The 12,042-nt window shown below is 67.2% G+C and carries 8 protein-coding genes; 6 read left to right on the forward strand and 2 right to left on the reverse strand.

Annotated elements, in window-relative coordinates:
• Positions 1 to 28: 28 nt before the first annotated feature.
• Complete coding sequence (locus NV382_RS14625; RefSeq protein WP_260597452.1) at positions 29 to 1,141, forward strand: alpha/beta fold hydrolase; 1,113 nt, start codon at positions 29 to 31, stop codon at positions 1,139 to 1,141.
• Here the strand turns inward: NV382_RS14625 and NV382_RS14630 are convergent.
• Positions 1,101 to 1,601, reverse strand: a complete 501-nt coding sequence (locus tag NV382_RS14630) for a YybH family protein (RefSeq protein ID WP_260597453.1) — start codon at positions 1,599 to 1,601, stop codon at positions 1,101 to 1,103. The genes NV382_RS14625 and NV382_RS14630 overlap by 41 nt on opposite strands.
• Before the next feature lie 139 nt (positions 1,602 to 1,740).
• Between NV382_RS14630 and NV382_RS14635 the strand changes: the two genes are divergently transcribed.
• The 5 genes from NV382_RS14635 (at position 1,741) to NV382_RS14655 (ending at position 10,732) form a co-directional block, all read left to right on the forward strand.
• On the forward strand, positions 1,741 to 4,248 hold the full coding sequence (locus NV382_RS14635) for a DegT/DnrJ/EryC1/StrS family aminotransferase (RefSeq protein ID WP_260597454.1): 2,508 nt from the start codon (positions 1,741 to 1,743) through the stop codon (positions 4,246 to 4,248).
• Positions 4,245 to 5,294 carry a glycosyltransferase family 2 protein gene (locus NV382_RS14640; protein WP_260597455.1) on the forward strand — a complete coding sequence of 350 codons (1,050 nt, stop codon included), beginning with the start codon at positions 4,245 to 4,247 and terminating at the stop codon, positions 5,292 to 5,294. Before NV382_RS14635 ends, NV382_RS14640 begins: the two co-directional genes overlap by 4 nt.
• A 509-nt stretch (positions 5,295 to 5,803) precedes the next feature.
• Positions 5,804 to 7,468: a ShlB/FhaC/HecB family hemolysin secretion/activation protein gene (locus tag NV382_RS14645; protein WP_260597456.1), complete on the forward strand. Its 1,665-nt coding sequence runs from the start codon at positions 5,804 to 5,806 to the stop codon at positions 7,466 to 7,468.
• A gap of 52 nt (positions 7,469 to 7,520) precedes the next feature.
• Complete coding sequence (locus NV382_RS14650; RefSeq protein ID WP_260597457.1) at positions 7,521 to 10,067, forward strand: two-partner secretion domain-containing protein; 2,547 nt, start codon at positions 7,521 to 7,523, stop codon at positions 10,065 to 10,067.
• A gap of 8 nt (positions 10,068 to 10,075) precedes the next feature.
• Positions 10,076 to 10,732, forward strand: coding sequence for a L,D-transpeptidase (locus tag NV382_RS14655; protein WP_260597458.1), 657 nt, complete (start codon positions 10,076 to 10,078; stop codon positions 10,730 to 10,732).
• On the opposite strand, the gene NV382_RS14660 is transcribed toward NV382_RS14655, so the two are convergent.
• Positions 10,729 to 11,646 (reverse strand): M48 family metalloprotease, encoded by a 918-nt coding sequence (locus NV382_RS14660; RefSeq protein WP_260597459.1) that lies wholly within the window; start codon positions 11,644 to 11,646, stop codon positions 10,729 to 10,731. The genes NV382_RS14655 and NV382_RS14660 overlap by 4 nt on opposite strands.
• Positions 11,647 to 12,042: the final 396 nt, after the last annotated feature.

Genomic DNA, 12,042 nt, shown 5'->3' on the forward strand with positions numbered 1-12,042 from the left:
ACCATCTGCTGCGGGCACAAAGGGCGTCATGCTCTCGCTACTGCTGATGCTCGCCGCCCAGGCTGCCGCCCCCGCCCAGCAACCGCCGCTTGCCGCATCCACGCCGCGGCAAGCGGCTGCGCAGCGCTGGGGGACGAAGGAAGCCGATTTCTCAATCAATGATTTTCGGTTCACGTCTGGCGAGAAACTGCCCACGCTGCGCATCCATTATTCGACGCTGGGCAAGCCGCACCGCAACGCGCGCGGTGAGATCGACAATGCGGTAATGGTCCTGCATGGCACCGGCGGCAGCGGCCGGCAATTCTTGGCGCCGCAATTCGCCGACGAACTGTACGGGCCGGGGCAGCCGCTCGATATCCGCCGCTACTGGATCATTCTGCCCGACGGCATCGGGCACGGCAAATCCTCCAAGCCCTCGGACGGGCTGCGGATGCGCTTTCCGCGGTACGATTATAGCGACATGGTCGAGGCGCAATATCGCCTGCTACACGACGGGCTCGGCATTCGGCGCATGCGGCTGATCATGGGCACGTCGATGGGGTGCATGCACGGCCTCATGTGGGGCGAAACGCATCCCGATTTCGCCCGAGCCTTGATGCCGCTCGGGTGCGAGCCGGTGGCGATCGCCGGGCTGAACCGCATGTGGCGGCAACTGCTGATCGACGGCATCAAGGCCGATCCGGCCTGGGCCGGTGGCGCGTACAAGGCGCAGCCGCTGCAGGGTTTGCGCACCGCGCAGACCGCCTTGTTCATCGCCGGCGCGGCGCCGCTCAATCTGCAGGCGCTCTATCCTGATCGCGACAAAGCCGCCGCCTTTGCGCGGGACCGCGTCGCTAAGGCGATCCAGCAGCTCGACGCTAACGACCTGATCTACCAGGTCGATGCCTCGCGCACCTACGATCCCTCGGCAAAGCTCGGCCGCATCACCGCGCCGCTCGTCTGGATCAACTCGGCGGACGATTTCATCAACCCGCACAATCTGGATTACCCCGCGCAAGCCGTGCGGCAGATGAAGAAGGCGCGCTTCCGCCTGGTGCCCGAAACGGCCGACACGCACGGCCATGGCACCCATACCTGGGCGGTTAACTGGAAGGGCGATCTCACCGACCTGCTGGCGCAGACCGAGGCGCCAGCGGAGTAGCAGCCGGGGTGGCTGGCAGATCATAGGCGGAGACGTGGTTCAGCGTGATGCGCCAGCGCCCGTCGACCTTGCGGAACAATCGGGTATTCACACCCTCGGTCGAGCGTCCCGCCCGGTCGAGATGATAGCGGCCGACGAGCATCGCCGCATCGTTCGATAGCATGTCGACCTTCATGTCGTAGAAGTGCAGCGTGCCGCGCGTGGCCGGCGACGCGCCGTAATCGCGTACATAGTGATCGAGCGTACCCTGCCAGCCATCCTGAAACTTGCCGCCCGAGACGAAGACGACGTCGGGATTCTTGAAGCCCGCCATATAGCCCTTGAAATCGCCCCTGTTCCAGGATCGCTCCATCTGCGCAATCATCTGCAGGATCGCCGCACGATCCTCGACGGGGCCGGCCTGGGAGGGCATCGCAGCGGTAAGCGACACTGCAGCCATGACGCACTTCATGATCTTCATGCGGCGGATCAGGCGCCATCTGCCATCGAAGATCAAGCGTCGACTCCGCCCGGTATGCCCCGTTTACCAAATAGAAGGCGAACGTTGGCATCCTCGGTGCCGTTACGTCCGCATGTCGGGCTTCGGGAACCGGGATGAGATGGATCGATTGCCGCTGATCGCACCGCGTCCGCCGCGTCTGAGCGACATGACCGAGGGACTGCGTGCGATCGAGGCGCGCGGGATCTACTCGAATGGCGGGCCAGTGGTGCGCGGGTTCGAGGCCAAGGCGACGGCGCGGCTGTTCGGCGGTGCGGGCGATTGCCTGGCGGTCGGCAATGCGACGCTCGGCCTGATGCTGGCGATCCGCCACGCGGCAGGGCCGCGCGCGGGGACGGGGGCGTTCGCGCTGATCCCGAGCTTCACCTTCGCCGCCACGGCCCATGCCGCGCAATGGGCCGGCTTGACGCCCTTGCTGTGCGACATCGATCCGGATGACTGGGCAGCGAGCGCCGCGGAAGAGGCCAAGGCGTTCGAGCGCTATGGCGACCGGATTGCCGTGGTGGTGCCCTATGCCGCGTTCGGGATGGGCATCGATCTGGCCCGCTATCGCGCTTATGCCGAGCGCGGCGTGGGTGTCGTCGTGGATGCGGCAGCGTCGCTCGGTGCGCTCGACTCTGATGGCGGCCAATTCGGGGCGGGAGCGCCGTTCGCGATCGTCTATTCGATGCATGCGACCAAGGTGTTCGCGACGGCCGAGGGTGGGCTGATCCATTCGGGCGACGCGCAGCTGATCGAAGCGCTGCGTCGGATGAGCAATTTCGGCTTCGATGGCGGACGATCCGCCAAGGGGCCGGGGATCAACGCGAAACTGCCGGAAGTGCTGGGGCTCGCCGCCACGGCCAAGCTGGCGGAGATAGAGGCGGTCGCGGCACACCGCATGACGCTGGATGCCGCCTATCGATCGATCCTGGGTGGTTTTGCCTCCGAGCGCGGTTTCCAGCTCCAGCACCTGCGCGGCAGCCGGCCCGCATTGCAATTCCAGTCGCTGCTGCTGCCACGGGCCTTTGCCGGGCATCGCCGCGCGATCATTGCCATGCTGGCCGAAAAGCAGATCGGCGCGGCGCATTATTTCAGCCCGCATCTGGCCGAACAGCCCTGGTTCCGCGCGCACAGCGTGTTCGACGCGTTGCCGGCGAGCGACGATGTCGCCGGGCGTATCCTGTCGCTGCCGGTGACCGACGGCATGACCGTGACGGACGTCGAGCATGTGTGCGGCGCGCTGATCGATGCGTGCGCGCGGTCGGGGTTGAGCGGCCTGAGCCGGGAGCGGCGCGGGCAGGGGGTGCATGGCGCGTTGATCGTCGGCGGGGGCCCTGCGGGCACCGCCTTGCTGACCGCGGCGAGCAAATCGGGGTCGCTGACCGCCCTGGCGCGCAGCGGCCTGGCCGTGGTCGAACGCGACGCGGTGCTCGGGCGCGGGCAAATCGGCAGCTATGCGATCACCTCGGACAGCACGGCCGAGACGTTCCTGACCGCGGTGAAGGACAATCGGCATGAGGGGCTCGCGGCGCTGACGCGACATCACGGCGCGCAGGAAGTGGCACTGCATATCGGCCGGCTCGGCGTGCCACTGGCGCGCGCCACGCCGCTGCTGGAGGCGACCGGGGCCGAACTGGGCGCGATCGTTGCCGGCAATGGCGGCATCGTCGCGACGCGCAGCGAGGTGGTCGACGCACGCCGGACGAAGGACGGGCTGTGGGCGGCGCGGGTGCGCAACCTGCTGACTGGCGAGGAGCGGGTGATGCGCACCGCGCGGCTGGTGATCGCCACCGGAGGCTACCAGACGCGCGAGCATGTCGCGGCCGAGCAGCTCGCCGGCGCCACGGTCGGCGAGCTTGCCGGCGAGCGGCTGATGCTGGGCGACGCTTTCCTCAAGATCGGCGGGCTCGATCGGCTCCGCGAGCGCATCGCGGACAAGCGGGCGCCGCGCATCGCGATCCTCGGCGGATCGACCAGCGCGATGGCGGCGGCTGCCCTGATCCTGAAGGCAGCGCCGGCGCTGCCGCTCGGTGCGGGTGCGCTGGCGGTATATCATCGCCGGCCGCTACGACCCTTCTATCGCTCGGCCGAGGAAGCGCACGACGATGGCTTCACCGACTTTGGGCCGGAGGACATCTGCCCGGTATCGGGCTTCGTGTACCGGTTGGCCGGCTTCCGGCTGGAGGCACGCGAACTCGTGCTGCGCATGCTGGGCGTCGGCGGTCGCGCGTCCGATCCGCGACTGGCGCTCAGGCAGATAACGGGTGAGGACGATGCCGCTGTCCGGGCCGAGCTGCACGCGGCGGACGTCGTCATCGGCGCGCTCGGCTATCGCTCCCGCGCCTTGCCGTTGTTCGATGTCGAGGGCAGCGTGATCGCCTTGGCGGCGCACGCCCCGGGACGGCCGCGGCTGGTGGATCAGCAATGTCGCGTGATCGACATGGCCAGCAATCCCGTGCCCGGCGTGTTCGGGCTGGGTCTGGCATCGGGCCATCTTCCCGACGGCAAGCTCGGCGGCGAATCGAGCTTCGGCGGCAAGGCCAATGGCCTGTGGCTGTGGCAGAACGATATCGGCCAGATGATCGTCGATCAATTGCTCGACGCGCCGGTGCGGGCGGTCGCGTGACCGATCGCCCGACCGTCTCGGTGATCATGGCGGTCTATGACGGTGCCGCCTTGCTGCCCGAGACGATCGCCAGCCTGCGCGCGGAGACGCTCGCCGACTGGGAGCTGATCGCGGTGGACGATTGCTCGGGCGACGACAGCGTCGCCGTGCTGGAGCGCATCGGCGATCCGCGCATCCGCGTGATCCGCTCGACCGAGAATGGCGGGCCGGTGGTGGCGCGCAACCGGGCCTTTGTCGAAGCGCGCGGGCGCTATGTCGCCGGGCTGGACCAGGACGATATCTGCCTGCCCGATCGCTTCGCCCGCCAAGTGGCGTTTCTGGATGCCGATCCGGGCACGGTGCTGGTCAGCAGTGCCGCCGACTATCTGATCGACGGGCGGCGCGTCGCGGGCAATTGGCCCCGGCCGCTGGCGCCGGTCATGATCGACTGGCTGATGCTGCTGCGCAACCCGATCGCCTGGTCGTCGGTCATGTTCCGCGCCGATGAAGCACGCCGGCTGGAGCCGTTCGAGCGACCAATCATGCGCTATGTCGAGGATTTCGACTTCTACCACCGCATCCGCGCTTATGGGCGGGTGGCGCAGATCGACGAGGTGCTGCTGCTGTACCGCTGCCATGCGGGCGGCGCGTCGAAGGTCTACAACCACATCATGCGCGCCAATGCCGAACTGCTGCTGCGCGAGCGGCATCGTGCGCTGCTGGGCGACGCGATCGACATTGCGCCATTGCTGGTGCGCCATGTGATGGCGGGCGAACCCGTGCCGAATATCGAAACGCTCAACGCCTTGTTCGCCGGGATCGCCATGCTGCGCACCGAATTTGGGCGTGTGCCCCACGAATCCGCGGCATTGGACGCGGTCGATCGCGCGATCGGCCAACTCTGGTGGCGACTGTGCCGGACCGGCGTTCGCTCGGGCACGCTGTTGCTGCATCACGCGTTGCGCAGCCGGCCGACGCCGCTGGCGCTTGGCCGTACGGTCGATCTGGTCGCGAGCCAGGTTATCGGCGGCGTGCGGGCAGTCCGGCGGCGGGCAGCCCGAACCTAAGCGCGCAACGCTTCCGGCACGACCAAGGGTGGAATCAGGGTAATTCCGGCGCGGACTGCGGCGGTAGCAGCGTAATTCCCGGACATGGTCGGCGGCTGCCCTCTCGATCATAGTCCGTCATCCCCGCCTGCGCGGGGATGACGTGGTGGATCATGTCCGAGCGGTACAATCACCTACCGCGCGCGCTCGGGACCAAAAATCCAGAAGGGCCAGGCTATCAAAGATGATGATCCATGCCGTCTGATGATCCGCCGCAACATTGTCGATAAAAACCCGTAATGGTTCTTTGTAAAAATCAATACGACATGGGAAATGTCTGTATTCGTTCAAGAATATTTCAAATATTATTGCTTAATTAAGGCCGTACCGGTAATTCTTCGATGAAGAAGATTTCGAATATCGGTGCTCAAAACCAAATAAGCATCCGAAAAACATCAGCTACTTGCTTCCTCTGCTCGCTGCGGGTGGTCGCCGGCGTTTCCATTTCGCGGCCGATTATCGAGGCAATAGTGCTGAAAACAGGAATCATCTCGGCCGCGCTGCTGACGGTCGCGCCAGCCGCTTATGCGCAGTCCACCAATGCCGGTGCGCAGCTGCAGCAGATCCCGCCCACGCCGCAGGCGCCGCGCGCGCCGCTGGATCTTCAAGTCCAGCCGGTGCCGGAGCAGCCCGATGCCGGGCCGCCGGGTGCCACCGTCCGCATCGATGCGCTGACCGTGACCGGGGCGACCGTGTTCGACGCCGCGGCGCTACGCGATGCGGCCGGCTTCGCGCCAGGGCAGGAGCGCAGCCTGTCGGACTTGCGCGCGATGGCCGCGCGCATTTCGGCTTTCTATCATCAGCGCGGCTACTTCCTGGCCCAGGCCTATCTTCCCGCGCAGGAAATCAGCGGCGGATCGGTGACCATCGCGGTCATCGAAGGGCGCTATGGCAAGGTTGCGCTCAGCCCGGATACCGGCCGGTCGAGCGGCGTCGCCAAAGGCATCCTGAAGGGTATCGATAGCGGCGACATCGTCACGGCCGCCCCGCTGGAGCGCCGCTTGCTGTTGCTGTCCGATCTTCCCGGCAGCACGGTTCGCTCGACGCTTGCGCCCGGCAGCATCGTCGGCACCTCGGACCTCGCGGTCGAACTCACACCTGGCCGTCTGATCAGCGGCAACATAGAGGCCGACAATGCCGGCAACCGCTATACCGGCACCTATCGGGCGGGTGGCACGGTCAACATCAACAATCCCATGGGCGACGGCGACCTGCTGAGCCTGCGCATCCTGGCCTCGACCGGCGGGCTTGCTTATGGCCGCGTCGCCTATCAGGCGCCGATCGCCAACCTGACGCTCGGCGTCGCCTATTCGCACATCCGCTACGAGCTGGGACGTGAATTCAAGGGGCTGGATGCGGATGGCACGGCGGACATTGCCAGCGTCTATGCCAGCTACCCGCTGGTCCGCTCGCGCGACGTCAATCTCTACGCGATCGGGTCGCTCGAGGCGAAATGGTTCGAGGATCGGATCGGCCTCGTCTCGTCGCGTTCCAACAAGAAGAGCCGCGTCGCGACGATCGGCCTGTCCGGCGATTCGCACGATGATTTCGGCGGCGGTGGCTGGACCAACGTGTCGGGCGGCTTCAGCTATGGCGACTTCGACATCGAAAGCCCGCTGGAACGCGCGATCGACGCGCTTACCGCGCGGCGCGATGGCGGCTTCGGCAAGTTCGATTTCGCTGCGGCCCGGCTGCAGACGGTCAGTGGCCCGCTGTCGCTCTACGGCTCGATCCGCGGGCAGCTCGCATTCGACAATCTCGATACGTCCGAGCAGATGGAACTGGGCGGCGCCTACGGTGTCCGCGCCTATCCCGAAGGCGAATCCTATGGCGACCAGGGCTATATCGCCACCGCCGAGGCACGGCTGACGCTCAGCCGCTGGGTCGACAGCTTCCCCGGCCAGCTACAGGCGATCGCCTTCGTCGATGTGGGCGAGGTGCAATATGCGCACGATGCGTGGTTCACCGGCTCCAATCACGCAAACCGGAGCGGCGTCGGCGGCGGGCTCAGCTGGGCGGCGCCCGAGGGCTTCCTGCTGAAGGGCAGCTATGCGCACCGGCTCGGCGACCAGCGCGTGACCTCCGGCCCCGATCACAAGGGCCGCTTCTGGTTCCAGATCGTCAAACTTTTCTGACGGCCGCGGCGCACCCCCGCGCCGTACCGTACCGCACGCAAGGACCGTCAGCATGATCAACACCCGCAACACTCATTCCGCCACCCGTAGCCGCATCCGCCTGTCCGGCTCGACGGCGCTGGCCGGCTTCGCCAGGCTCGTCCTGCTGGGTCTCGGCGGATCGCTGGCGCTCGCGTCCGCACACGCGCAGAGCCTGCCGAGCGGCGGCACCGTGACGGCGGGCGCCGCCACCATATCCAACGGCGCAGGCACGGTGACGATCGATCAGTCGAGCCAGGCCGCGGCAATCAACTGGGATGCCTTCGGCATCGCGCAGGGCAACAGCGTCACCTTCCGCCAGCCGAACGCCCAGTCGGTCGCGCTCAACCGGGTCATCGGCAGCGACCCCTCGGTGATTCTCGGGAACTTGAACGCCAATGGTCGGGTCTTCCTGGTCAATCCCAACGGCGTGTTGTTCGGGCAGTCCGCGCAGGTCAATGTCGGCGGGCTGGTCGCCTCCACGCTGAACCTGACCGACGCCGACTTCATGGCCGGCCGGTACAATTTCAGCGGCACGAGCGGCGCGGCGGTGCTCAACCGCGGGTCGATCACTGCGGCTGACGGCGGCTATGTCGCGCTGCTCGGCGCCGACGTCAGCAACCAGGGCACGATCGTCGCCCGGCTCGGCACGGTGGCGCTTGCCGCCGGGCAGGGCGTCACGCTGGACGTTGCCGGCGACGGGCTGCTCAACGTCACGATCGACAAGGGCGCGGTCAACGCCCTGGTCAGCAATGGCGGGATGATCCGCGCCGATGGTGGGCACGTGCTGCTCACCGCGCAGGCCGCCGGGCAATTGCTGCGCACCGTCGTCAACAATACCGGCGTGATCGAAGCGCGCACGCTCGACAATCGCAATGGGCGGATCGTGCTGCTCGGCGACATGCAGAGCGGCACGGTCAATGCCGCTGGCGTGCTCGATGCCAGCGCGCCGAGCGGCGGCAATGGCGGCTTCGTCGAGACGTCCGCCGCCACCGTCAACATCGCCGACGGCATCCGGGTGACGACGGCGGCCGCGACCGGCGCCACCGGCACCTGGCTGATCGATCCGGCCGACTTCACCATCGCCGCGACCGGCGGCAACATTTCGGGCGCAACCCTGTCGGCGCAGCTGGTGACGAACAGCGTCGTCATCAGCACATTGCCGGTGCCGGGCGACAATACCGGCGGCGTCGGCGACATCTTCGTCAACGATGCGGTCGCCTGGACCGCGTCGGGCACGCCGACGACGCTGACCATGAACGGCAATCGCGACGTCAACATCGATGCCGCGATCACCGCCACCAACGGCAATGTCGTGGTGTGCTGCGGCCGCGACATCAACGTCAATGCGCCGATCACGACCACCAACGGCAGCGTATTGCTGAACGCCGGCCGCGACATCTTCGTCTACCATGCAATCACCACGACCGACGGCAACATCACTTTGTGCGCCGGGCACGACGTGCACATCGACGACGCGGTGACGCTGACGCGCGGGAGCACTATCCCGGCGCAGAGCCTCGGCCTGCCGGTCGGGCTGCAGCTGATCGCCGGCGCCTCGGGCGTCGGGCCGGGTGTCGGCGGCGGCACGATCATCTTCGCGCCGCTCGCGCCACCGACCACCGTCACGGCGGCACCGGTGACGATCAACTACAACCCGGTCTCCTATGCCGCGCCGACTGACTTTTCGACCAACTTCGTGCTGACCGAAGGCGCCGCGCTGACGCAGCGCATGCTGCTCTTCCCGAACGGCGACCGCGTTGCCGACGGCACGACCAATGCGGTGCTCACCGGGTTCAACACGACCGCGACGTCCGGATTGCCCGACGGCGTGACCTTGGTCGCCGGCCCGAATGCCACCGCCACGTTCGCGCAGGCCGAGGCCGGCACGGGCATCGCCATCTCCTATAGCGGCTATACGCTGGGCGGCCCCAATGCCGGGCAATATGCGCTCGCCGGATCGTGCTGCGTCACGACACAGGCAACGACCGGCACGATCACGGCCGCCCCGGTGGTCGTCGTGCCGCCCGTCGTGGTGGTGCCGCCGGTCGAGGTGCCTCCCGTGGTGGTAACTCCCCCGGAGGAAGTGCCGCCGGTCGTCGTGATACCCCCGGTCGAAGTACCGCCCGTCGTCGTCATACCCCCGGTCGAAGTGCCACCGGTCGAGGTTCCCCCGGTTGTCGTCATACCGCCAGTCGAAGTGCCCCCCGTCGTCGTGGTGCCGCCTGTCGCCGAGATCCCGCCGGTCGTCGTGGTGCCTCCGGTCGACGTGCCGATCCTGATCCCGCCGGTCGAAGTGCCAGTGGTCGTGGTCCCCGCGCCGGTCGGCCCGGCGTCACGCCCGCTGGTCGGGATCGCACCGGCCGTGGTCGGCATCGCGGCGCTGCCGCAGCTCGCGGTCATCGGTACGGGCGTGTTCGTGCCGACGGCGCAGCAAGTCTCCTTGCTGCCTGTGCCGGTCGAGCAGGCGCAGGCGGTGGACGAACGCCCGGTCGATCGGGTCAGCCCGACCCGTCAGGGTAACGCGTTCCTGCCCGCGCCCGCCGTCCCGGTCTATCCGCGCAAGCAGGCGCGCCATTGAGGCCACGCATGCTGAGCACCGCGTTACTCGGCGCCTTGTTGTCGATCTCCGGCCCCGTGGCGGCGCAATCAGCGCCGGTTGCGGGGCCGTCGGCCGTTGCCGCTCAAAGCGGCGCCGATTTCCGCGGCGAAGCGGCCTCGGGCGACGTGCGGGATGTTGCCGCATGGGCGGTGGCGGGCGATGCCCAGCGCCTGCCGTTCGCCGTCATCGACAAGGTCGCGGCGAAGGTCTTCATGTTCGATTCCGCCGGCCGCCTGCTCGGCGCGTCGGCCGCGTTGCTCGGCATCAGCCATGGCGACGACAGCGTGCCCGGCATCGGCCAGCGCAAGCTCGCCACGATCACGCCGCAGGAGCGCACGACACCCGCCGGCCGCTTCCAGGCCTCGCTCGGCCACGATTTCGAACAGGACATCTTGTGGATCGATTACGATGCCGCGCTGTCGCTGCACCGCGTGATCGTCGGCAATCCCAAGGACAATCGCGCCGGGCGGCTAGCCTCCGCCACCCCGCTCGACAATCGTATCTCCTTTGGCTGCATCAACGTGCCGGCGCCCTTCTACGACAAGGTTGTCATGCCCGCCTTCACCGGCACGGTCGGCATCGTCTACATCCTGCCGGAAACCAAGCCGCTGCGCGCCGTCCTGCCGGTGCCGGCAAGCAACTAGCGCAGCGCAGACGTCCGCGCGATCGCCGCCGTCAGCAAGGCCAGCCGCTGCCTTGCCTCGGGATGGGTCGAGGCAAGCGCCCCTGCCATGCCATTGGTCTTGAGCAAGCCGGCCATGAACGACGCGGCCCCACCCAGATCGTACCCCGCGGCACCCGTCATGCGCACGGCGTAGGAATCCGCCTCCACCTCCGCTGCCCGCACCGCCGCCAGGCCGACCGACGAGACCGGCAGCAACGTGTTTTCCGAGACCCCGGCCAGCGCCAGCCGTCGGCGGTGATGCAGCAGGTTGTGCGCCAGTTCATGCGCGATCACCAAAGCGAGATCGTCATCGCTCGGGCACCGCGCAACGATCGCGTCGGTCACCATCACGCGCGCGCCATCGGCCCAGGCGTTCACGTCCGCACCGGGAACGAGCTGGACGTCGGACGGACACCCTAGCGCCCCCGTGAAGTGTATGTCCCGCCGCATTCCCCCTGAGATGACGCTGAGCGTAACGGCCCCGTGGCGCAGCTCTTCATCGATGACCCGCCGTGCCTGGTCCACGAATGCCATGGTTGGCGCACCCTCCGGAGTAACGACGGTGGCGAGCGGCCGGCCGTTCACCGCCTCCAACTGATCCCCCGCGCGCAATCCGGCGTTCGCCGCCGGACTGCTGCCTGCCACCGCCATCACCCCGATCCGCGACCCCAGCTCATAAGCGTTTGCCGCGCCCGGGCGGTCGAGGGGCGCATATTGCGCGAGATCGTGCGGCATGAACCCGGCCTGCGGCGCCGCCGCCGCGCGGCAAAGCGGTCGGTTCGCGATGGCGAGCTTGTACGCGACACTCGCTACCCGGGCCTGCTGGATGCGCAGATTGTCGAACCGGTTCGGGGAAGATGCGGCAGCCGAGCCACTCCAGGTCAACGCGACCAAGGCAAGTACGGCATGTCTACAATAGAAGACGGCACGCCCGACGAGAATCGCGGAAGCTACAGGAAATGGTAAACGCATTCCTAACGTTACGGTAGTTCTCGGCGCCTCGTAACCGGGCGCGCCGCTGTAAATTCGGGCTGTGCCGCTGCGACACGATGTAACGTGTTGTTAATCATAAAGCGCTCGAACGTGCCTTGTTCAGCCCATTCACCCCAGAACGTCACCCCGGACTAGTTCCGGGGTCCACCGTGGCGCATGCTCTGCCTTCAAGTACGATCCCCATCGAAAGCCGCTTGGTGGACCCCGGCGCCGGTCGGCAACTATCCCGTTCGAGCATAATTCGTCATCCCCGCGCAGGCGGGGATCCATAAACTCGGGGGTCAGGACTTCAGGCGG

It is taken from the genome of Sphingomonas endolithica (assembly GCF_025231525.1).
GTDB classification, from domain to species: Bacteria; Pseudomonadota; Alphaproteobacteria; order Sphingomonadales; family Sphingomonadaceae; genus Sphingomonas; species Sphingomonas endolithica.